This window comes from Microbacterium sp. (assembly GCF_052102115.1).
Taxonomy (GTDB): domain Bacteria; phylum Actinomycetota; class Actinomycetes; order Actinomycetales; family Microbacteriaceae; genus Microbacterium.
Genome location: NZ_JBQDVP010000046.1, coordinates 1 through 22,056, shown reverse-complemented (window position 1 = coordinate 22,056; position 22,056 = coordinate 1). Strand labels below are relative to the sequence as shown.

Here is a 22,056-nt window from a genome sequence, read left to right as displayed (position 1 = left end):
TACTGCACATAGAAGACCGGGTTGTCGTTGGTGCGCTTCTGCAGCAGCTCGGGGTCGAGCGACAGGGGCGAGTCGGCCGGGAAGCGCTCGAGCGAGTAGCGCAGCGCATCGGTGCCGACCCAGTCGCGCAGGTCGTCGAGCTCGATGATGTTGCCGGCGCGCTTGCTGAGCCGCGCGCCGTTGACCGACACCAGCTGCCCGATGAGCACCTCGATATCCTTCTCGGGGTCGTCGCCCGCAGATCCGGCAAGCGCCTTCAGGCGGTGCACGTAGCCGTGGTGGTCGGCGCCGAGCAGGTAGATCTTGTGCTGGAAGCCGCGGTCGCCCTTGTTCAGGTAGTACGCGGCGTCGGCGGCGAAGTAGGTGTAGATGCCGTTGCCGCGGCGGATCACGCGATCCTTGTCGTCGCCGAAGTCGGTGGTCTTCACCCACACCGCGTCGTCGGCGTCGTACACGTGGCCCTCGTCGCGCAGCCGCTCGACGGCCTGATCGATCAGGCTCGGGTCGCCGGCGTGGAGGTCGCGCTCGGAGAACCACACGTCGAAGTGCACGTTGAACTTCCCGAGCGACTCCTTGATCTCGGCGAGCTGCAGCTCGTACGCGGCGTCTCGCACGGCGGCCTGCGGGTCGGCCTCGTCGAGGATTCCCGGGCGGCCCGCGAGCACCTTGCGGCCGAGCTCGTCGATGTAGGCGCCCTTGTAGCCGTCCTCGGGCGCGTCGGCGCCCGTGATCGCGGCGAGCACGCTGGCGCCGAACCGGTCCATCTGCGCGCCGGCGTCGTTGACGTAGTACTCGCGGGCCACGGTCGCGCCCGACGCCTCGAGCAGACGTCCCATGGAATCGCCGAGCGCGGCCCACCGCGTGTGGCCGATGTGCAGAGGCCCCGTCGGATTGCCGCTGACGAACTCGAGGTTGATGCTGTTGCCGGCCTGCGAGTCGTTGCGCCCGTACTCGTCGCCGGCCTCGACGATCGAGCGAGCGAGCAGGCCTGCCGCGGCCGCGTCGAGGCGGATGTTGATGAATCCGGGGCCCGCGACCTCGACCGACGCGATGCCGTCGACCGTGCCGAGCTGGTCGGCGATCTGCTGCGCGAGCTCGCGCGGGTTCGTGCCGAGCTTCTTCGCGAACTTCATCGCCGCGTTCGTCGCCCAGTCGCCGTGATCCCGGTTGCGGGGGCGCTCGATCGTCATGTCGGCGAGGGTCGCGCCGAGCGGCTCGCCCGGGCGCTTCTCGTCCGCGATCGCGTCGAGAACGGACAACAGAACGGTGGCGAGGGCGTCGGGGCTCATAGGGGTTCAATTGTAGGAGCTTTATCCTTGATGAATGCCCCGCTTCCTCCGCCGCCTCGCGGCAGCCTCCTGCGCGGTCGGGCTGGCCACCGCAGCGCTCGCCTCGTGTGCCACCGAGTCGCACGGCGTCGACGTGTCCGGCGATTGGGTCGCGCAGCCCGGAGTCTCGGCCGTCGAGCCCGAGGCCTCGCTGCTCGTCTTCGGCGACTCGTGGACGTTCGGGCTCGCGTCGACGACCGTGACGGGCGGCTACGCGTACCGCACGGGCGCGATCCTCGGGTGGGCGACCACCGTCAACGGCGAGAACGGCAGCGGGTACCTGCGCGGCGGCGAGTACGGCGGCTTCTACGGCACGCGGGTTGCCGAGCTCGACCCGGATCTCGACCCGGACGTTGTGGTGATCCAGGGCTCGATCAACGACCGTGCGCAGCCTCTGTCGGCCCTCCCCCGCGCCGCGCGCGCCGTCTGGCGCGCCGTCGAGGCGACCTACCCCGACGCGGAGCTCGTGATCCTCGGTCCCGCGCCGTCGATGCTGCCCGTCGACGAGAGCATCGAGAGCATCGACGACGTGCTCGCCGAGCTCGCGGCCGAGGAGGGCCTGTCGTACGTCTCGCCCATCGACGACGAGTGGATCACGACGAGCAACTACGAGACCGTCATCGACGCGAGCGCGTCAGGCCACCACCACCCGTCGGACGACGGGCACGCGTACCTCGCGGAGAAGCTCGTCTCGGAGCTGCAGGACACCGACACCGCGGCGCAGATCTCGGCGAGCAAGTAGGCCGCTCAGCCGCGGGCGCGCAGCCCGAAAGCCGGCTTCGTCTTGCGCTGGTGCACCGTGAGGTAGCGCAGGCCGTCGGCGCCGGCGGTGAACGCCCGGCGCGACCGCGGCGGCAGCCAGGCGAGCACGCCCGGCGCGAGCGCGATCTCGTCGCCCGAGGTCTCGAGCGTGCCCGAGCCGTCGATGACGTGCACGAGAACGTCGAGGTCGGGGCCGATGTGCGAGGCGATCCCGTCGCCGGCCGGCAGCCAGATCACGTTCGCGTCGAGGGTGCGGTCGTCGGGCGCGAGACTCCACACGGCGCCCGGCGCTCCGTCCGCGGCGCTGTCACCGACGATGCGAGGCGCGGTCTGATCGTCCATGGCCCCATCGTACGGGCGGCGCGATGGTGGAAGCCGCGGCTCTCGTTATGCAGAGAGAACCGAACGCCAAGTGGGAGGTCGGATCGCGAACGGCTACTCGTCGGAGGCAGACGTGAAGCTGAACGCGGCGACAATGCCGAGCATGACGCCGATCGCGATGCCGAAGAACCAGTCGTCCCAGAGGATGCCGAACGTGACCGACATCATGAGCGCGGCGATGGATCCGGCGTACCAGTCGACTCGCGACCCATTGCTGTTCATCGGTCACCGGCACGAGGAACGAGCGGGGTCCGCTTCATCGGGCCGGGAAAGCACACGGACGAACCGATCTCGGAGGACTGATGAGCATGAGCTATCCGGATTTCCTCGCATCGGCTGCAGCGCCGATCACAAGGCCGACGAGAAGCCCGACACCCGCACCGATCGCGAGGTTGTCGAACACCGTGAGTCCCAACGCTGCACCGAGCGAGAGCCCGAGCGCAACCCCGACCCCGACGCCCATGTGCGACTGTCCGCGAGGTTCTTCCTCTGGTTCCGTCATGCCATCGACAGTACGACGATGCACGGACCGAAACCTCCCCCACGCGACGGATATCGCGGTCAAGGGAACGCGTCGTGCGACCGGCAGCAACAACGGTCGAGGTCAGCGCATCCAGAAGCCATGCGCGCTGTATGTGCGCTGGCGCGTCGGCGGTTTCGAACGGAACAGAACTAGGGGCCGAGAGTTCCGCGTGTTTCTGCGGATCTCCCGGCCCCATCTGTGCCCCTGGCTGGACAAAGTTCCAAACTCGCGTCACCCGCTGAGATCGTTGATATCTCGGGCGAAGGCGGGGATTACGCTGGTCCGCGAGTTGGGTGAGGTGACCCCAGTTACGGACACTCGGGGGCTCGTTTCCTGTGCAGTTGAGAAAGCTCCAACCTCGTACACGCCCGAACTGATCGCCGCGCTCCGGGCTGATTACGAGTCAGGGCTGTCGGCTCGGGAGATCGGTGATGCTCGTGGTCTTGACCGGGTGACGGTGTTGAAGCGGCTCCGGGCTGCGGGGGTGAAGATCCGCCGCCAGGGTCTCGAGCCAGGACAGGTGGACACCGCTGTGGCGATGTACAAGGCGGGACAGACGCTCGCTCAGGTCGGCGCGCACTATGGCGTCGCGCAGGGCACGGTCGGCCGCTACTTGAAGGAGCGCGGTGTGACAATGCGCCCTCCGCTCGTGCCCGCGATTTCTGCCTCCAGCCCGTCCGCTGGGTAGCAGCGTCCGAGGTATCTGAGCGGCCGGCGCCGTGTTGTCAGCGCAACCTGGGAGGATGGGAGGAACTTCGACCACGGGAGACGGATGGGCATCAAGGATCCTGCGCGGAAGACCTTGTGGTCCCGCGCGCATGACCAATGCGCGTTTCCCGGATGCTTGCAGGCTCTCACCATCACGGTGAGGACGGCGGGTGGTTCTTCGAGCGTGAAGGTCATCGGAGAGGAAGCGCATATTCGGGCGCGTAGCGTGGGAGGCCCCCGTTATGATCCTGGCTTTGTTGATGTCGATGGATACGACAATCTCGTCCTGATGTGTCCGACGCATCACACGATGATCGACGCGAATCACGGCGCGGGGTACACAGTCGACGACTTGATCGCGATCAAGAGACGTCACGAAAAGAACCAGGCCCGGAGGGCCCAACTCGAGGGAACGCTTCGCGCGTACTTGGGTGACCGATTCGCGGCTGAGGGATCAGTCCAGTTTCAGCAGGTTGACCTCCGCGGCCCGTCGGTGGACGCCATGTTCGTCGATGTGCCTGTCGGGTGTCGACGTGATGGATCTGCGTTGGCAACGTTGCTTGAGAGGATTGCCGCTTCTGCACCGGGCGATACGGACGGGCTTGAGCGCCAGTCAGGACTCGTGGTGACCGGCGCGGCGCAGGCCTTGCTTCATCCGGACTGGAAAGGTCACGCGGTCCTTGTGGGCGGGCCTGGGCAAGGGAAGTCCACCGTCTTGCAGTATGTGTGTCAGTTCCATCGCGCCCGGAGATTGGGAGAACAGGGCTACGCGCCCGGCCAGACCGATCTGGCCCGCATAAAAGCCGAGTCTCGATTCCCAGTGCGGATCGAACTGCGCAAGTACGCACAGTGGGCATCCCAGCCACCGCCCCGGTCCTCGTCGAAGAAGAAGCAGAAGCACCAGGCACCTCCCCGCTCCACCGATGGGTGGCGGAGCCTGGAAGAGTACGTGATCGAGGACGTCGGTCGACACATCGGAGCCAATGACTTCACCGCCCGCGATCTGGCACTGCTGCTAGCCACCGAACCGGTGCTCCTCGCACTCGACGGACTGGACGAGGTCGCGAACCTCCATACACGGGCGCGTGTCGTCGAGGAGATCACGCTGATGCGGGGGCGACTCAAAGCGGACGCTGCGGATCTTGTCATCCTCGTTGCGACGCGGCCTGGAACCTCGCTGCAGCCGCTGACCGCATCAAACGCGTTCCCGGTTCTTCATCTGCAGCGCCTCACACAGGGACTGCGGCTCCAGTATCTCCAGAAGTGGTGCGACGTATCGGCCCTATCCCAGGAGGCAGCGAGCAAACTACAGACAACTTTCATGGACAGCCAGCATGTGCCCCATGTCAACGAGCTTGCGTCGTATCCGATGCAACTCGCGATTCTGCTTCATCTCCTCTATCGCCGTCAGCTACTTCCACAACAGCGGACGGAGCTCTACGAGGAGTATCTCAAGACCTTCCTTGACCGAGAGCAAGGCGAAGACAAAGAGCCACTCCTCGCAGACCAGCGCCGAGTCGTGGAAGAGACACATGCGTACCTCGGCTGGTACCTGCAGACCAAGGCGGAGGAAGGGCAAAGCGCCGGATCGATCAAACGCGACGAACTCCGAGATTTGCTTCGCACCTACCTTGCGGGACGCCCCCGCGAGCAAGAACTTGCCGACCAGCTCTACTCGGCAATCACGGATCGCGTGTTGTGCATGGTCGAACGTGAGGACGCCTTCGAGTTTGAAGTCCAGTCACTCCGCGAGTACTTCGCGGCGCTCCACATCTTTGACAACCTCACCCCTAAAGGCAACGGGAACTCAAGAGATGACGGGCTCAACGCACTGTTGGAGCGACCGTACTGGGCGAACGTCTGCAGGTTCTTCATCGGCAAACTCGCGCGCGGCGAGGTCAGAGGATTGAACGGGAACTTCCGTGAAGTCGAGAAACGCGTCGCACCGCACCCGTTGGTTCGGGCGATGGCGGTGACGCTACTCAACGACCGCATCTACGACAGTCTGACATCCGTCGAGATACGAGAGATTGTCGACTTCGCGCTCAATGGGCCGGGGATTGTTCTCGCAGAGGACGGGATCCTGGATCCGGCAGGGACGCCGCTTCGCCTCGGGGACGAGGCTGGACGCGCACAGGCAGTAGCTCATCTTCAAGACCGCCTGCCGGCCACACCCCGTGGTTCCGTCCGCGCACTCGTCGAGCAGTGCCTCCTGGCTCACGCAGTCGTCGATGACGACCTCACGGGTTGGTGGTGGGAGCGCTTCGCTCCGACCGACGAGTGGCTATTGACCGCTTCCCGTCTGCGCGTGCTCTCCAGACTCTCGGCTGATCGGATCGGTGACCTTCGAAGCTCTGTGAACGCAACGACGCACTCCCCAGAATGGCCTGGTGAGCTACTGCTCCATGGCGGTTACGACGGCACCGACAACTCCATTGCGCGAGCTATTGTCGACAGCCTGAACCAGGGCTACGCGGAGGTTGCGGAGATAGCGGGCACGGATACTGATGTCGAAGTACTCGTCTCGTGCGCCGCAGATGTCCTCGCCGGACCCTACGCCGCCAGCCGTTCAGTACCTGTGGTCAGCACTTCGACGCTATCGACGCTTGCTGCTCGGGCAGCGCAGGGCGGTCGCTCACTTCGGAACGATCCCTCCGGTCTGAATACGGACAGCGATTGGCTTGAGTACTTTTCCGCGATTGCAGACCTCTGGGGTGACGGGTGGTTGCTTCGACGAGCAGTATCAATGACCCCGGACGCGGTGGATCTTTCGTTGATGGCTCTACGCGCTCAACACGATTCGCTGACCCGTGCAGTACAAGATGAAGCGGACTATCGCTCTCATAAAGTCGACGCTGCATGGTGGGACAAGTTCCTGGGAGCCGCCACGGACCAGACGTCGTTGGCGCTCAAGATCATTGCGTTCCTCGAGACAGCACGAACCAGCGTTGTCATTGAACTCGCTTCGACGTTCAACTCGGCGCTTACTCGTCTCCAACCCAAGATGTTCCGTGTTGTCGAACGTGCGCTGCAACGCGACGTTGCTGCTCACCGTGTCCGAACTCTCGACCTGAGCGAGGCGCTCCGGCTCCGACGGGTCGCGCTTTCGGGGAGAGCTCTCTGGTTAGTCTGGATCGTCGGGTCGGACACAACCCGTGAGCGGGTCCCTCCGCATCTCGAGCCTGAGATCCAGGACGTGTTCCTGGCCGGAACACACGACGGCCGATCTGTGGTGAGGGCAGCACAATCGACCCGGAAGCTCAAGCTGGACACGTTCGCGGGCACTCGCAACGCGATGCCTGTCGGAGGGTGGGCCGACCCCGCCCGCCTCGTCGCCATGCCCATCAAGACCGCTCAGTCGATCCTAGAAAGCCCGGGCGAGTGGCCTGTGGACCTCGTGCAGATCGCAGTCGACAAACTCGGGACGCGTTCGGCGACCCGAACGCGGCCGCTCGCAGAGATCGCGACCACGAATCACTGGTTCGAGAGATAGCCAACTGGCTGCTCGAGGCGTCCGCTACCAAGGAGGGCTCTGTCTGCTCGTGCTTCCTGTATGCGGACGCGGGCGAGCAGGATCAGGCTCCACGGGCCAAAGAACAGGAACTTCAGCCCATTCCAGAGTGCCCAGAAGAAGGCCAGGTAGAGCCATGTGCTCCAGCCCTGGTCGATGAGCCCGGTGCAGGTCGCGGCGACGAGGATGTAGACGACGCCGAGGAGCATCGCTAGTACGCCCCACTTCAGCCCGCGCCGGGTGCGGAGTCGGTCGAGGAGGATGTTGGTAGGCATCCGGCGGCGCAGGAAGATGCGGGTTCGGATGCTGAGGTTCCAGAGGGTGGTAAGCACGATGGCCTCACTTTCATACGCACAGTGCAAGTCGACATTGTCCGGCGGGTGCGTGTGTGTGAGGCTCTCGATCGGCGAGAGGTGCTGCCTCCCAGGTTGAGATTCGCTGGGATGGCCCTTGGTTGAGTCCTGCCGTATCGACACTCTACGCCGCCCGCCGTCGGGCAGGAAGAGGCCGTGGTGGGTGCCGGAATCAGGAGAGGCTGCGTCCGGTCGATCGAGAAGGCCCGCGGGTGTCAGGAGCCTCCCGGTCCTGCGTGACGAGGAACGCTGCACGGGCGCGCTCGTAGTCGACACGCTGCGCGTCATCGTCGGGGACGGGGCCGAGGGGGCTGGTGGAGGTGATGCCCCACCGGTCGCGATACGCGACCACCACCCGCACCACGGTCACTCGTGCGTCCGGGTCGAGATCGCCGACGGCTCTCATCCACGGCGCAGGCTGTTCCATCGCCGTTATGGTGAGGGTGTAGAGGCGTTGCTGCATGAGCTGCTCCCGCTCCTGGAGTGCATGCTGCATGGCCGGGTCGGTGATGCCCGTCGCGCGCGGGACGAGGCCGGCGATCAGCGAAACCCGACGTGCTGAGGGCGGGTAGGTGGCTGCGACCTTCTGGATCCTGTAGCGCAGCAACGATCCGAGATCCTCCACCCCGTCGAGGCCTGCGGCACGGATGATGCGTGGGAGGAGGTCGTCGATGTCGTGACCTGTGGCTTCGAGGCGTCGGAGTTCAGTGGTGAGGATCCCGAACGACTCCGTCTCTACCAGCTCGTCGATCGCCTGCGGGGTGAGGCCGCCGTGTTCGAGGAGTGTGACCCACCGGTCCTGCTGCGCTTCCTGTGCGATGGTGTCGTACTCGGCAGCCAACTGTGCGAGCGATCCCCACATGTCCTGCTCGGTCGTGATGGTCTCGTGGGCGGACTGCTCGGCACCGACGTGCTGCAGGATCCCGTACAGCACGGACCGGGCGGTCATCTGCAGGTCATCCCGATGCTGATGCTCTTCGAGGTGATGTTCATCGGTGGCGATGTAGGCCCGGTTGGACTCCCGGCCTCGGGTCATCGCGACGTAAAGGGATTCCCGGGTCATCTCGGGCGAGTGCACGATCGCATGCGCCGTATCGACAGTGGAGCCCTGCGCCCGGTGAGCCGTGATCGCGTAGCCGAGTTCGACGTGCTCGGTGACGTACGCGGCAGGAAGTGTGATTGTGGTGCGCCACTTCGAGTGGGCGCGGCGGACAGTGAGGGATCCGTCATCGTTCGCGCGCGTCACGGTCCAGCGGTCGCCGTTCTTCACCCACCCTCGCCCGAGGGCGAGTCGTCGGTCATTCTGCCTTGTGATGATGAGGTCGCCGCGGGAGGCCTCGTTCCCGTCATGCAACCGGATACCGTCGAGGGCGACTTGGCCTGCGAGGATCCGGTCGGTGCGGGCGCGGGTGTTGAGCTCGGAGACGGTGTCGAGGGTCTCCGCGATCAACACCGACGCCTTCCCCGCTGCCTGGTCAGCACGCCACGTCTGATATGCCTGTTCGAGGATGTCCTCATATCGGCCTGGGGTGATGCGGTCGTGGTCGAGGTAGGTGTCGATGACATCGGTGTCCCCGATGCGCAGACCAAGGGAGGCGTGTTTCTCCCACTCGTTGCGGAACCGCCTCACGTCAGTGAGCTCCGGGGCATCGTTCCTGTCTCGGACGAGCATCCCGAACGCCCCACCCGCATCCACCGCGGCGAGCTGCGCCCAATCGCCGACGAGGAGCACCTTCGCACCAACCTGCTGGGCGTGGGTGGTGATGGTGTCGAGGGCGAGGGTTCCGGCGAGAGAGGCTTCGTCGATGATGACGAGCTGGCCGGAGGTGAGGTTCCAGGTGCCGTTGCGGTGTTCGTGGAGCCACTTCGCCGTGTTCTCCGTCGGAATCCCCAAATCCCCAGCGAGGACATCGGCAGCGGCAGCGGATGGTGCGAGCCCGATCACGGAGCCCGTGCCGTGGCGTTTCTCCCACGCCCGCCGCAACGCCGACATCGTGGTCGTCTTCCCTGTCCCCGCGGGGCCGACGAGGACGTCGAGGGTGCGGGCGGAGATGCCGATCTTCGCGATCGCCCGCTCCTGATCCGGTGACAGCACATGCCCGGCCTGGTTCTTCGTCCGCGCTGCCTGCTCGATCCATGCGAGCGGCACGGTCGGTGCGCTCCTGCTGTTCGACGCGGTGAGGAGTCTGTCTTCGGCGGCGAGGACCTGTTCGGAGGAGAACACGGTCGCAGCTTTCGGGCGGAACACGCTCGTCCCGTCTGGGCGGCGGAACGTCGGCGGGCTCGACGCGAGTTCCGGCGGGGTCAACTGCAGTGAGACGCGTTCTGCGGCGTCGATGATCTGTTGGGTGATGTGGTCGCGGTCAGTCGCGGACGCGAACCGGAGTCCCATCGTCTGCCGGACAGCCTCCGCATGCAGATTCCATCGCTTCCACGTCGCCCGCCGATCACCCACCCGCGCCACCACCACCTCAGCAACCACTTCGAGATCACCGAGGGGGATGTCGTCCGCGCGCAGCAACGGCTCCCCAGCACTCCCGGCCAGGAGGGTTGTGGCCCACGTCGGCGCGTCCTCCCCGAGAAGCTCGGTCGCACGATCACGCCACTGGGTGGTGAGGTCGCTGAGCGAGTGGTGCTGCTTCGGGGGCCGGGTCTCCAACGTCGCTTGTTGCCGGAACTGCCACAGCAACTTCGGCGACGGCTGCCTCCCATGCTTGGTCACGTAGTCGGTGACGAGGCGGTCCTTGACCTGCTCGATATCACGGGTGCGGGAGGAGAACTCGTCCATCAGCTCCTGGGGCACCCCGGCGATCTCCCACGCCGTCGACCTGCCCGCACCACGCTCACGTGCTTCCCACCCCACGCCGAGCGTCTGGGTGAGGTGGTCGGAGAGGACCGCGTTGTAATGCTCCGACAACCCCGTCACCGCGGCGTGGATCGCACGGGAATCGAGAGTCCGCCACTTCCCGTCATGAACGGCCTGGACCCGATTCGCGACCACCACATGAGTGTGCAACTGCGGGTCCGCCGCACGCGAGTCGTAGTGGTCGTACGCTGCCGCGATCACACCCCGAACGTCGACCTGAGCGACCGCGCCCCGCGGCCCTTTCGCACCGATCCGGGTCATCGCGACGTCACGCTCGAACAGCTCAATCACATCTTGGATCGCCGCGTGATGCGCCCGAGCGATCAGCGCCTGCGTGCCGCCGTCAGCGACAGCCCAGAGAGTGGAGACGGACTTCGGGACCGAGAACGTCAGATCGAACCCCGCCACCGGCGCACCCGTCGGCTTCGAAGCTTCCTCAGCCTCGATCAGCGCGGCCTCTGTTTCACGTTGCTCCTCGGTGAGCGCGTCAGAGAGCTTGCCAAGTTGCCGCTCAACCCGTTCCGTTGCGGTTGCGAACTTTCGGTATGGACGCCCCAGTTGTTCGCCGCTGTTGGGGTCCTGCCCGAAGCCCATCAGTCGCCGCAACTGCTCCTCGCTTACGGCCGTGCCTGCGGCCACACCGCCTGTGAGACCGATGAGCCCGGATCCTGTCCATGTGCCTGGTGGTGTTCCCGACTCCAGGTAGTACCTCGTCAACGCGGAAGCGGCGTCACGGTCGCCGTCGCCAGTGACGACAGAGTTCAGCAGGTACCGGTACCCGTCACCGGCCGTCATCACCCTGATCGACACCGTCACATCGATCAGGTACGCAACGCTTCTTCCGCGGGACTGCGCTGACGACGGGGTGCGTTCCTCGGCGTAGCACCATCCGAACAGTGCGCTCTACCGTGCCATGCGTATCCGTGACGTCGCGGCCCGTTTTCGCAGCGCGGCCAGGAGGAAAGGCCTTGTCATTCATGTTCGCCTTCGTGGTTTTGGTAGTGGCGTGGCGAGGTGCCGTGGAAGCGGCTGAAGTCGCGGCTGAAGTTGGAGAGTTGGCTGTAGCCGACGCGACGTGCGGTACTGCTGGGTTTGGCGCCTTCGCGGAGCATGTCTCGGGCGATTCGCATGCGGGTAGCGTGTCGCCAGCTGGCGAATGTCATGCCGGTTTCGCGGCGGAAGGCGTCGTGGACCTCACGGGACACGTCCCAGTTCTTGATCGCATTCGTCGACCCGAGACGTCGGATGAATTCTGCGGCCACTTTGCGTGCGTGCACATCTTTCGGCATGGGGACGGTGCGAGCGCGTTCGGCAGCGAGTTGGGTGTCGAAGATGTCGAGGATGTGCTTGGGGTCATAGTTCTCGGGCCGAAGACCGGTGTACGCACTGACCGAGCAGTACAGCAGGTAGGTGTCCCAGGCGGGGGCGAAGTGTGCCCGTAAGGGCTGAGGGAAATGGGCGTCTTCGGGTCGGAGATCGCCGATGGGGACGCCGAGCGAGCCTGATTGCCATCCTGTCTCGTTCTCGATGCCCGCTGGAAGCCAGATTGCGTCGCCTCTCTTTCTGATGTGCGTGGCCCCACTCACCCGCGCCCAGGCTTCTCCTCGGTAGGTCCAGGCGAGGACGTGGAAGTCATTCACTCGTGGAGTCGTATAGGTGGCGGGCAGCTCGGGTCGAGATTCTGGGTCGTCGTCCATGACGCGCAATAGGGTGCTGATCTGTCGCATGCTGGTGACGCGTGCGGATGGCGCGCCTGCTGTGTGTCTTGCCTGGTGGGCGAATTCGCGGGGTGTGGTGTTGTAGTGCTCGCGAAAGGCGCGGGTGAGACCGCTGCGGCTTCCGAATCCTGCGTGTGCGGCTGCGTGTTCGACGTCGTATCCAGCGGTGAGAAACTCGCGTGCGACTGCGAGGCGCAAGCGAGTGCGCCACTGTGCGAAGGTCAGGTCGGTGTCGCGGAGAAACTCGCGGCGAATGGTCCGGGGGCTGGAGGCGACAGTGCTCGCCCACTCGTCGACGGTGTGCTCGAAAGTGGGGTTACGGAGGAGATGCTGCGCGACGGCACCCGCTGCCACGGACTGCGGCATCGGCGGGTAGGCAGACACGTCATCGACGGGCGACATTTGTGGCCTTGCAGAGCCTCCCGTGGAAGCGCCGAGGACGTCGAGGAGCGTGCCCGGGGTGTATCCGGAGCTGGTCATGGGGCCGATGCCGAGGACGAAGTGGTGAACGAGCCAGTCCCGCCACCCCGCTGCGACAGTGAAGCGCGTGACCTGCGAGGGTGCCTGCGGGCTCTCTTGCGTAGGAACCCATGCGGGGATCGCGAGTGAACCTGGTTCGGTCCAGAGCTCATGATCTCGGCCGGCGGGCAGCCAGATGCCCGTTCCCTCATCAAGCCGGTGCTGCTCGCCGTCGGGCAACCGGACATGAGTGCGGCCAGTGTGTGCCCATATGAGCATGTGCAGACGAGGGTCCCACCGCTTCGGCTCGGAGCACGCAGGGATGGGAGGCGGGTTCGTGGAGATCACTGTCAGCAGCCACCGATTCATTGATAACTATCTGGCAGTCTACGCGCCACAGATGAGATAAGGCTGCCCTAACCTTATCAAGAGGCGTCTTCTGCGCGTCAGCACCCGATCCAGATCTGCAAGGAGTACTGCTTCCTCATGCCCAAAACGTCGCGCTCGCTCACTGTGCACCCGATCACACTGCGAGAGGTGGACGTGGCGCGTATCACCGACCTCGGACCGGCCATGCGACGCATCACGCTGACGGGAAACCAACTCGGAGCCTTCACCTCAGCGAATGGGTTGGAGCAGCCGGAGTTCCGAAGCGATGGCTTCGATGATGACATCCGGCTGATCTTCAGCTACCCCGGCAAGCGGGAGCCGGTGCTGCCGGTCCAGGATGAGGCGCACCTGGACTGGCCGAAGGACCCCCGGGCTCTCTCTCGGGTCTACACAGTGCGTCGGTGGCACGCCGAGCGCCGTGAGCTCGACGTGGACTTCGTCAAGCACGGCACAGGCATCGCGACGTCGTGGGCGTACCGCGCCCGACCCGGCGACCACATCCACATCACGAGCCCGGCAGCGAGCCAAGAACTGCCAACTGCGGACTGGTTGCTGGTCGCCGGTGACGACACGGCAATCCCCGCCATCTCCAGGCTTCTCGAATCCTTACCAGAGGACGCGAAGGCCCAGGTGTTCATCGAGGTCGCGCACCGCGAGCATCAGTTGCCGTTGCGGGAGCTTCCAGGCGTCAATGTCACCTGGCTACCACGCGACGGCGCTCCGGCAGGAAGCACCACTCTTCTCTTGGACGCCGTGCGCTCAGCGGGCTGGTGGCCCGGAGCGCCGTACGCCTGGGTCGCGGGGGAATCGGCGGCGGTGAAGGACATCCGCCGGTTCCTGGTGGAGCACCGCGACATGCCAAAGACCGAAGTGGAGTTCACCGGCTACTGGCGCAACAGTGAGGTCGTCGTCATGGCCGATGACCCTTCGATTCCGGACCCGGAGCGCAACGAAGAAGCGTTCGAGAAGTTCCATGAGCTTGCGGACCTCCTCCCGCCAATGGCTATCCGTGCAGCCGTTGTGCTCGGCCTGCCAGACCTGCTTGCCCGGGGCGTGTCGGACATCGACGACCTTGCCCGGCGATCAGGTGCTGATCGGCGGGCGCTACGTAAACTGCTGCGCTACTTCGAGGGGATCGGGCTCGTCGCCCAGCCCGAACCGGCGCGTTTCCGGCTGACAGATGTCGGCGACATCTTCCTTGAAGAGTTCGTCGAGGATGCCCTGCACCGCGATGGCGCGTTCGGCCGTCGTGAGACTGCTCTGTTCGGCCTGGTCGAGGCGCTGCGCACTGGCCACGAGTCCTACAGCGTCATCAACGGCCAGCCGTACGTCGAGTTCCGCAACGAGCCGTCCCACACGAACAAGTTCCTTGACGAGATCGCGAAGTTCTCGCGCTACCTCGCGGAGCCGCTCGCGAAATCTCCCAGCATTCAAGGCCTGTCGCATGTTGTCGTGCGGTCGTCCGCGGCGGGAGTGATCGCCCAGGCGATCGTCTCCCACCACCCGCGGACTCAGGTGACGATCGCGGGGCTGCCATCACAGCTGGCCTGGTTCCGAGCTGATCTGACGGAGTCGATTCCCAGCTCCCAGCAGCGAGACAGAGTCGAGCTCGTAGAAAGCTCGCTATTCGACACGACACCCGGCGCCGATGCGGTCCTGTTCAACTGGGAACTCGCAGCTTATGGACCTGCGGACGCGGCGCTCATCCTACGTCGAGCCGCAGACAGCCTCACCGATGGTGGACGCGTCCTGGTCATCGAAGGCGTTCTGGACGACGGACCACCCGACGAACACACCGCAGGAGACGACCTACGCCACTTCGCATTGTTCGGCACCGGGCTCCGCACCGAACAAGAACTCGAGGATCTGTTCCACTCCGCCGGACTCACGATCGAATCCACCGAGATCGTCGGCTGGGGAGACAAGCTCTTCCGGCTCCTGCCCGCAGACACCCGGTGACCACACCCCATTCAGCATCCCGACCCACCAAGAGAAAGACGCAACACATGACACTGTCCCCAAGATCGAGGATCAAGTCCACTGCCCTTGCAGCGATCGTGAGCGTCGCGCTCATCGCCCTAGCAGGCTGCAGCGCCACGACACCGAATGGCGAACCGGCCGCGGACGCGACCCGTACCGTCGACAGCGCCTTCGGAGAGGTGACGATCCCGACAGAACCGCAAGCGGCTCTAGGGATCTACACCACGGATGTCGACGTGCTGATCACCCTCGGCATCCCGCTGGCCAGTGCGCAACCGATTCGAAGCGAGTTCGACGACTTCCCCTCCTACCTCTCCGAGGCCGCGCTGGAAGGCATTGACACATTCGTGAACTTCCCCGAGGTGAACTACGAAGCGGTCGCCGCCGCCGAACCAGACTTCATCCTCAACAGCCTCGGCTACGACCAGGAGATCGTTGACCGGCTCCCCGACATCGCCCCGACCTACAGCCTGGACGGGTTCGACGGGCAGGACTGGCGCGTGCACTTCGAAGAGACAGCGATCGCGCTGGATCGCGTCGAAGAGTTCGAGGCATGGGAGCAGACCTACGAGCAAAGACTCGACGAAGTGAGAACGCGGATCGGAGATCAGGCGCAAGACCTGGTGGTAACGGTCGTGTACCCGGAGTATGGCGGTCCCGGAATCCAGACCATCTGCGGAGGGCAGACGCTGTGCTCGGTCTATCAAGAACTGGGCATCGAGATCTTGCCACTGTCCGAACAGGACGGCGGTGTGATCCTCAGCCCTGAGCAGTTCGATCAGCTCAATGACGCCAACGTCGCATTGACCGTGAGCGACTACGGCGACATGACCGCACTGACCGGCAGCGAGGCATGGCAGCGGCTCCCGTTCGTCCAGAACAATCAGGTGCTGGAGTACGACCTGGAACTGTCGTTCGGATCACCGTCGAGCCAGCTCGCACTGCTGGACGAGGTCGAGAACGATCTCATCGCCCTGCTCAGCCTGTAAGACGCCCGATCCCAGAGGCCGGGAGAACAGAAGATGAATCAACGCACGACGGACGCCCTAACGGGGGCCGGCACGAGAACAGTTGAAGTGGCTTCTTCCGTGCCGGCCCCAGGTTTCGGACGGCGGGCACTCGGTCTGCTGATCGCGGTCGCGCTACTCGCGGTTGTCTTCGCCGCGAGCGTGCTGATCGGCTCACAGACCCTCTCCGTATCGGAGGTCTGGGAGACCCTCATCAGCGCAGAGGACACGCAGCCGCACTTCATCGTCCACGAATTGCGTATTCCGCGCACCGTTGTCGGTCTAGTGGTGGGAGTAGCGCTGGGAACGGCGGGCGCACTGATTCAGGCGCTGACACGCAACCCTTTGGCCGATCCGGGAATCCTCGGGGTGAACGCCGGAGCGGCGTTCTTCGTCGCACTCGGCGTCGCCGTGTTCGGAGTGTCCTCGATCAGCGGTTACGTGTGGTTCGCGTTCGCCGGTGCCCTGGTCGTGACCATCGCTGTGTACGTGATCGGGTCGGCTGGGCGTGGCGGCGCGGACCCAGTGCAGTTGACTCTCGCTGGGGTCGCGCTCGGTGCGGTGCTATCAGGGATCGTCACCGCGATGGTGCTGCTGGATTCTCAGACCTTCAATCAGATGCGCAACTGGAATGCTGGGAGCATCGTGAGCCGAGGCTGGGACGTGCTCCTGCCGGTGCTGCCCTTCTTGATCGTCGGCCTTCTGCTCGCGATTCTCTCCGTAGGAGCGCTGAACGCGATCGCGCTGGGTGACGATCTCGCTCGTTCCCTGGGAACGAGCATTACGCGCACCCGTCTGCTCGTCATCGTCGCGGTCACGCTCCTGGCAGGCGGGGCAACCGCCGTCGCGGGACCGATCGGGTTCGTCGGGCTGATGGTGCCCCATATCGCCCGGTGGATCGTCGGCCCGGACCAACGATGGATTCTCGCGTACACGTTCGTGCTCGCACCCTCGCTGGTTCTCGCAGCCGACATCCTCGGACGTGTCGTGATCCGCCCCGGCGAGTTCCCCGTCGGGATCGTGACCGCCTTCGTCGGCGCCCCCGTCCTCATCCTCCTCGTACGCCGCAAGAAGGCGAGCGGACTGTGAACGCGCCGAACAATGGCGCTGCCCGCAGCGCTCCCGCCCTACGAGACACCCCCGAGACCCCGGACACCATCGACGCTGCTACGCGAGTCGACTTCGGACACCCCACGGTCATTATTCGTCGCGGCGGGTTCGCGCTGCGCTGGCAGGCGCGAACGATCATCGTGTGCGCGATCCTCGGCGTTTTGACACTCGCGGTCACTACCTGGGCATTGGCTCTGGGAGATTACCCCCTCACGCTCGGGCAGGTATGGGCAGCACTGATCGGAGCCCCCGATGCAGGATTTGCCCACACCGTCGTAGTCGAATGGCGACTCCCGCGAGCTGTGGCCGCGGTGATCTTCGGGGCTGCGCTCGGCGCCTCGGGGGCGGTATTCCAGTCACTCACCCGCAATCCCCTCGCCTCCCCAGATATCATCGGTTTCTCCGCCGGCTCCTATACAGGTGCCCTGGTCGTGATCACCCTCATTCACGGCAGCTACTTACAACTCGCCGGAGGAGCGCTGTTAGGCGGTATCGCGACCGCGGCGCTGGTGTATCTACTGGCCTGGCGACGAGGCGTCCAAGGGTTCCGGCTCATCATTGTGGGAATCGCGGTCTCTGCAGTGCTCACCTCGTTCAACACCTGGCTCATGCTCACCGCTGACCTCGAAGTAGTCATGTCCGCCGCGGCCTGGGGCGCCGGTTCTCTGAACGGAACCTCTTGGGAGCAAACCTTCTACGGCAGCGGCATCATCCTGCTGCTCCTGGGCGCGATGGCAACGCTTACCCCCGGCCTGCGGCAGTTGGAACTCGGCGACGACGCAGCCAAAGCCACCGGCGCCCGCACCGAACCGATACGCCTCGCCATCATGGTCATCGGCGTCGCCTTGACCGCGACGGTGACCGCAGCCGCCGGCCCGATCGTGTTCATTGCCCTGGCCGCCCCGCAGATTGCCCGACGGCTCACCCGAACCCCGGGCGTCACCGTCGCCTCTGCCGCATTCACCGGCGCATTGCTGCTCGCCACTGCCGACGTTGCCGCCCAACATTTGCTGCCCGTTCCACTGCCCGTCGGTGTGGTCACCGTGATCGTCGGCGGCGGCTATCTGGTGTGGCTGATCATCCACGAGGTACGCCGACGTGCCTGAGCATGACACTTCCGAAAGGACAGGAACGATGACCTCTGCCGCCACGGTGGTGACGACAGGCGCTGCATCTCCAGCAGTCATGCCCTCCGCCTCGAGGGCTGACGGTGTGCCGCGCTTGCGCGTCGAAGCTGCGACGATCGGATACGACAAGAGGGTCATCAGCGATCGCCTCTCGGTGTCCATCCCGGACCAGTCGTTCACCGCGATCATCGGCCCGAACGCATGCGGCAAATCCACTCTGCTGCGCGGTCTGTCTCGTCTTCTGAAGCCCTCTTCCGGAGAAGTGATTCTCGATGGGGCGGACATCCACTCCTACAAGGCTAAAGAAGTAGCCCGTCGCATTGGACTCCTGCCACAGACCTCCATCGCACCCGACGGGATCACCGTCGCAGACCTCGTCGCGCGGGGCCGGTATCCGCATCAGAAACTGATCCGACAGTGGACCCCGGACGACGAACGCGCCGTCACCCGGGCTATGACCGCAACCGGGGTGGCCGACCTGTCCGCACGCCTGGTCGACGAGCTGTCCGGTGGGCAGCGGCAGCGGGTCTGGGTCGCGATGGCACTCGCGCAAGAGACCGGCATCCTGCTGCTTGACGAACCGACGACCTTCCTGGACATCACCCACCAGATCGAGCTGCTGGAACTGTTCACCGACCTTCACGAGCAAGGACGCACACTCGTCGCCGTACTGCACGACCTCAACCACGCCGCCCGATACGCCACCCATCTCATTGCGATGCGCGACGGGCAGGTCGTCGCCGAGGGCACTCCAGGTGAGATCGTCACCGCCGAGCTCGTGGAGGAGGTCTTCGGGCTTCGCTGCCTGGTCGTGTCCGACCCCGTCGCGGGCACACCCTCTGTTGTGCCGCTGGGACGCCGGCGCGACAGGCGAGGCGCGAGCGCATCATGACAGCCCGACGCGACACCGATCCCGCCGGACTGGGGCGTGGGCCGCTGACGCGGTGGCTCCCGGTCTTTGGTCAAGCGTCGTCGACAGCTCCCACCGCACCGTTCGTCATCGATGAGACTCAGACTGCCCGCAGATTGACGCTGCGTGTCATCTTCTCAGCCACACGGCTAACGTTTCCCGCCGCTGTTCTAGCGGTGGTCCACCAAGTCGGAGAAGCGCTCGTCCCGGTGATCATGGGGGCGGCAATCGACAACGCTTTGGCGGCTGGAGATCTGCGACAGCTGCTGCTCTGGTTGCTCGTGCTCGGCCTGGACTTCCTGTTCTTGTCACTCGGGTTCCGGTTCGCGGCGCAACTCACCATGCAGGCCGTGCAACTGACCCAGCACCGGCTGCGCGCAACACTGTCGACCTCTGTCGTGCATCCGCTCCAGCGCATGACCAAGCGTGCAGACGGCGACATCCTGTCGACCGCGACTAACGATGTCGCCAGTGCGTCGTCGGCCGTGACGATCGGCGTCTTCCCGATCGGTGATGTCGCGGGCATCGGTTTCATCGCTGTGATGCTCTGCATGATCCACTGGCCGCTGGGGGTAGCCGTCTTCGTCGGCGCGCCATTGGTGGTCATAGCGACGGGAACCCTCAGCCGACCATTCGCCCGCCGCAGGCAACAGCTCCAAACTCTGCTCGCTTCTGCTGTCGCGAAAGCGGCGGACCTGGTCGCCGGGTACCGCATCATCAAAGGGATCGGTGCCGAAGAGGAGGCGAACCGCCGCTATCGCGTATCCAGCCGCGAAGCACTCACTGGTGCACACCGCAGCAACACCGCCCTGGGAAGGTACCTGGCCGCGAGTGGCACGATCAGCGGCACCTTCGTCGCGATCGTCGGAGGTCTGGCGGCATGGTTCGCCATCGAGGGGCACATCACCGTCGGCGAGTTGATCACCGTCGTCGGCCTCACCCAGGTGCTCCTGGCACCATTGTTCTCGTTGACCTCGAACGCGGTCACCTGGTGGGCGACTGCAGTCGCATCGAGCGCCCGGATCATCAACCTCCTGGCAGGCTCCGCTCAGCAACCGCACGAGCATACGACAGACGCCGCCGCGCCACTGGCCGCAACACCGACTACCGAAGTAACCGTAGGCGGGCAGGAGAGCATTCGAATCGAACCAGGTGAACTCGTCGGTATACGCACCGACGATCACACAGCAATGCGCATCATGACGGCGCTGCTCGCCCCAGGCACAGACGGCGATGTTCAGATAACGCTCGACGGCGTACCTGCCGAGGACCTCGACCGAACCCATTACGGTTCCCGCATCACTGTGGCGCCGCACGCAGCAACGCTGTTCACCGGCACGATCGCCGAGAACCTCGACACCCCTGGTGCTCCGCCTGAGCTGAGAGCGGCGGCGGCATCCGCAGCGGCCTGCGACGACTTCCTCACCACCGCACCAGATGGTTGGGACAGCCATGTTGGCGAGAACGGGAACCGATTCTCGGGCGGGCAACGACAGCGTGTTGCCCTGGCACGCGCTCTGGCCACCGATGCTCCCGTGCTCGTGTTACACGACCCCACCACCGCGGTCGACTCCGTCACCGAAACAGCAATCGCCGACCGTCTCCGCGCTTTTCGGTGCGGCCGCTCCACACTGATCGTCACGAACTCTCCCGCCCTCCTCGGAGTGTGTGACCGGGTGGCGGACTGGACTGCCGGACGCAACCACGCAGGTGCACTGTGAGCCTCTTCGCGCTGCCTGTCGCAGGTGCTCGCCAAACATGGGCAGAGTTGCGTTGCTCCAGCCGTGGGACACGTCTCACGCTCGCCGCCGCCCTCGTGCTCGGTCTGTTCTCCGCCGCACTGGGCCTTGTCTTCCCGACGGCGCTCGGCTATCTCGTGGACCTCGTCGACGAAGGCTCCGCCGATACCGGTGCTGTCGTCTCGACCACCGCAATCATGGTTGCCGCGACAGGAGCCGGGGCCATCGGATCCGCCCTCACCATTGTGCTCGCCACGCGCGCATACCAGACCATCCTCGCCGACCTCCGCGAACGACTGCTCGCCCGTTCGATGGGGCTCCCGCAAGGTCTTGTCGAGCGGGCCGGAACGGGCGACCTCATCGCGCGCGCCAGCGATGACGTCGCCCAGGTCGCCGATGCTGCACCACAGGTGATCCCCGCGCTCACCGCATCAGGCTTCAGCATCCTCGTCACCCTTGCCGGGCTGACGGCACTCGACTGGCGGTACGGCATCGCCATGACCGTCACTATTCCGATCTACTTGCTCACGGTGAGCTGGTACCTGTCCACCGCTCCACATATCTACCGTGCACAACGCGCTGCGATGGGCACCCGCGCTCAGCACATGCTGGAATCCTTGCGCGGACGTGACGCCGTGCTCGGCTTCGGACTCACCGATCGTCGACATAACACCGTTATGAAATCTTCCTGGGCTGTTGTCCAGCACAGTCTGCGAACCCGCACTGTGCAGAACATGTTCTTCGGGCGGCTCAACTTGGCGGAGTACATCGGAATGGGTGCGATCCTCGCGACCGGCTACCTGCTGATCAGCTCGGGGCACTCCACTGTCGGTATCGCGACAACGGCGATGTTGTTCTTCCTCCGACTGTTCGGACCCATCAACGAACTGCTGTTCGTCGTCGACGTGCTGCAGTCCACGATCACCTCCCTCGGTCGTATCGTCGGCGTGATCACGATGCCCGAACCCGATCACGTTCCTTCACCGCAGCAGCGCTCGCAACCCGGCACCGTCCAACTGCTTGGAGTTTCCTACACCTACGAGAGCGCCGACCGCCCCGCGCTCGATCAGATCAACCTCACCATCGAAGCCGGTCAGAAAGTCGCGGTGGTCGGCGCGTCCGGAGCGGGCAAAACCACCCTCGCCGCGTTGATCGCGGGCACTCACCAGCCGGACAGCGGCACC

The 22,056-nt window shown here is 65.0% G+C and carries 17 protein-coding genes; 10 read left to right on the top strand and 7 right to left on the bottom strand.

Translation table 11 applies throughout. The features are described 5' to 3' along the window. Window positions 1–1,289: arginine--tRNA ligase (locus ACTICP_RS12875; protein WP_441892961.1), on the bottom strand; the 1,289-nt coding region annotated here is incomplete at its 3' end. A 34-nt stretch (window positions 1,290–1,323) separates the two neighbouring features. On the opposite strand from ACTICP_RS12875, the gene ACTICP_RS12870 reads away from it, so the two are divergent. Further along, complete coding sequence (locus ACTICP_RS12870) at window positions 1,324–2,070, top strand: SGNH/GDSL hydrolase family protein (protein ID WP_441892959.1); 747 nt, start codon at window positions 1,324–1,326, stop codon at window positions 2,068–2,070. A gap of 5 nt (window positions 2,071–2,075) precedes the next feature. Here ACTICP_RS12870 and ACTICP_RS12865 read toward each other — a convergent pair whose 3' ends face one another. The 3 genes from ACTICP_RS12865 to ACTICP_RS12855 form a co-directional block, all read right to left on the bottom strand. Continuing rightward, a complete protein-coding gene (locus ACTICP_RS12865; RefSeq protein ID WP_029152558.1) occupies window positions 2,076–2,432 on the bottom strand; it encodes a cupin domain-containing protein in 357 nt (118 codons plus the stop codon). Between the two features lie 93 nt (window positions 2,433–2,525). Beyond that, complete coding sequence (locus ACTICP_RS12860) at window positions 2,526–2,693, bottom strand: hypothetical protein (protein WP_157560399.1); 168 nt, start codon at window positions 2,691–2,693, stop codon at window positions 2,526–2,528. 91 nt (window positions 2,694–2,784) lie between these two features. Next, window positions 2,785–2,973 carry a hypothetical protein gene (locus ACTICP_RS12855; RefSeq protein ID WP_029152559.1) on the bottom strand — a complete coding sequence of 63 codons (189 nt, stop codon included), beginning with the start codon at window positions 2,971–2,973 and terminating at the stop codon, window positions 2,785–2,787. 472 nt (window positions 2,974–3,445) lie between these two features. On the opposite strand from ACTICP_RS12855, the gene ACTICP_RS12850 reads away from it, so the two are divergent. Together ACTICP_RS12850 and ACTICP_RS12845 are read left to right on the top strand one after the other, a co-directional pair. Next, window positions 3,446–3,682 (top strand): hypothetical protein, encoded by a 237-nt coding sequence (locus ACTICP_RS12850; RefSeq protein ID WP_441892956.1) that lies wholly within the window; start codon window positions 3,446–3,448, stop codon window positions 3,680–3,682. 204 nt (window positions 3,683–3,886) lie between these two features. Then, complete coding sequence (locus tag ACTICP_RS12845) at window positions 3,887–7,195, top strand: NACHT domain-containing protein (RefSeq protein WP_441892954.1); 3,309 nt, start codon at window positions 3,887–3,889, stop codon at window positions 7,193–7,195. Here ACTICP_RS12845 and ACTICP_RS12840 read toward each other — a convergent pair. From ACTICP_RS12840 to ACTICP_RS12830, 3 genes are all read right to left on the bottom strand, one after another. Further along, window positions 7,177–7,545: a hypothetical protein gene (locus tag ACTICP_RS12840; protein ID WP_441885327.1), complete on the bottom strand. Its 369-nt coding sequence runs from the start codon at window positions 7,543–7,545 to the stop codon at window positions 7,177–7,179. The genes ACTICP_RS12845 and ACTICP_RS12840 overlap by 19 nt on opposite strands. Window positions 7,546–7,738: 193 nt before the next feature. Then, the gene (gene mobF, locus ACTICP_RS12835) at window positions 7,739–11,248 is read right to left on the bottom strand and encodes a MobF family relaxase (RefSeq protein WP_441892952.1); all 3,510 of its coding nucleotides are present in this window, start codon (window positions 11,246–11,248) and stop codon (window positions 7,739–7,741) included. 155 nt (window positions 11,249–11,403) lie between these two features. Next, entirely contained in the window at window positions 11,404–12,552 is a 1,149-nt protein-coding gene (locus ACTICP_RS12830) for a helix-turn-helix domain-containing protein (protein ID WP_441892950.1), read from the bottom strand. 594 nt (window positions 12,553–13,146) lie between these two features. Between ACTICP_RS12830 and ACTICP_RS12825 the strand changes: the two genes are divergently transcribed. From ACTICP_RS12825 to ACTICP_RS12795, 7 genes are all read left to right on the top strand, one after another. Continuing rightward, window positions 13,147–14,958, top strand: a complete 1,812-nt coding sequence (locus ACTICP_RS12825) for an SIP domain-containing protein (protein ID WP_441892948.1) — start codon at window positions 13,147–13,149, stop codon at window positions 14,956–14,958. 47 nt (window positions 14,959–15,005) lie between these two features. Continuing rightward, complete coding sequence (locus ACTICP_RS12820; protein ID WP_441892946.1) at window positions 15,006–15,968, top strand: ABC transporter substrate-binding protein; 963 nt, start codon at window positions 15,006–15,008, stop codon at window positions 15,966–15,968. A gap of 33 nt (window positions 15,969–16,001) precedes the next feature. Next, window positions 16,002–17,075 carry an iron chelate uptake ABC transporter family permease subunit gene (locus ACTICP_RS12815; RefSeq protein ID WP_441892944.1) on the top strand — a complete coding sequence of 358 codons (1,074 nt, stop codon included), beginning with the start codon at window positions 16,002–16,004 and terminating at the stop codon, window positions 17,073–17,075. A gap of 68 nt (window positions 17,076–17,143) precedes the next feature. Further along, on the top strand, window positions 17,144–18,202 hold the full coding sequence (locus ACTICP_RS12810) for a FecCD family ABC transporter permease (protein ID WP_441892963.1): 1,059 nt from the start codon (window positions 17,144–17,146) through the stop codon (window positions 18,200–18,202). 28 nt (window positions 18,203–18,230) lie between these two features. Next, window positions 18,231–19,115: an ABC transporter ATP-binding protein gene (locus tag ACTICP_RS12805; RefSeq protein ID WP_441892942.1), complete on the top strand. Its 885-nt coding sequence runs from the start codon at window positions 18,231–18,233 to the stop codon at window positions 19,113–19,115. Between the two features lie 194 nt (window positions 19,116–19,309). Continuing rightward, window positions 19,310–20,854, top strand: coding sequence for an ABC transporter transmembrane domain-containing protein (locus ACTICP_RS12800; RefSeq protein ID WP_441892940.1), 1,545 nt, complete (start codon window positions 19,310–19,312; stop codon window positions 20,852–20,854). A 47-nt stretch (window positions 20,855–20,901) separates the two neighbouring features. Further along, window positions 20,902–22,056: ABC transporter transmembrane domain-containing protein (locus ACTICP_RS12795; RefSeq protein WP_441892938.1), on the top strand; the 1,155-nt coding region annotated here is incomplete at its 3' end.

Coding starts and splice junctions, on each gene's coding strand:
- ACTICP_RS12870 (WP_441892959.1), top strand. CDS start 1,324: ATGCCCCGCTTCCTCCGCCGCCTCGCGGCAGCCTCCTGCGCGGTCGGG.
- ACTICP_RS12865 (WP_029152558.1), bottom strand. CDS start 2,432: ATGGACGATCAGACCGCGCCTCGCATCGTCGGTGACAGCGCCGCGGAC.
- ACTICP_RS12860 (WP_157560399.1), bottom strand. CDS start 2,693: ATGAACAGCAATGGGTCGCGAGTCGACTGGTACGCCGGATCCATCGCC.
- ACTICP_RS12855 (WP_029152559.1), bottom strand. CDS start 2,973: ATGACGGAACCAGAGGAAGAACCTCGCGGACAGTCGCACATGGGCGTC.
- ACTICP_RS12830 (WP_441892950.1), bottom strand. CDS start 12,552: ATGTCGCCCGTCGATGACGTGTCTGCCTACCCGCCGATGCCGCAGTCC.
- ACTICP_RS12820 (WP_441892946.1), top strand. CDS start 15,006: ATGACACTGTCCCCAAGATCGAGGATCAAGTCCACTGCCCTTGCAGCG.
- ACTICP_RS12815 (WP_441892944.1), top strand. CDS start 16,002: ATGAATCAACGCACGACGGACGCCCTAACGGGGGCCGGCACGAGAACA.
- ACTICP_RS12805 (WP_441892942.1), top strand. CDS start 18,231: ATGACCTCTGCCGCCACGGTGGTGACGACAGGCGCTGCATCTCCAGCA.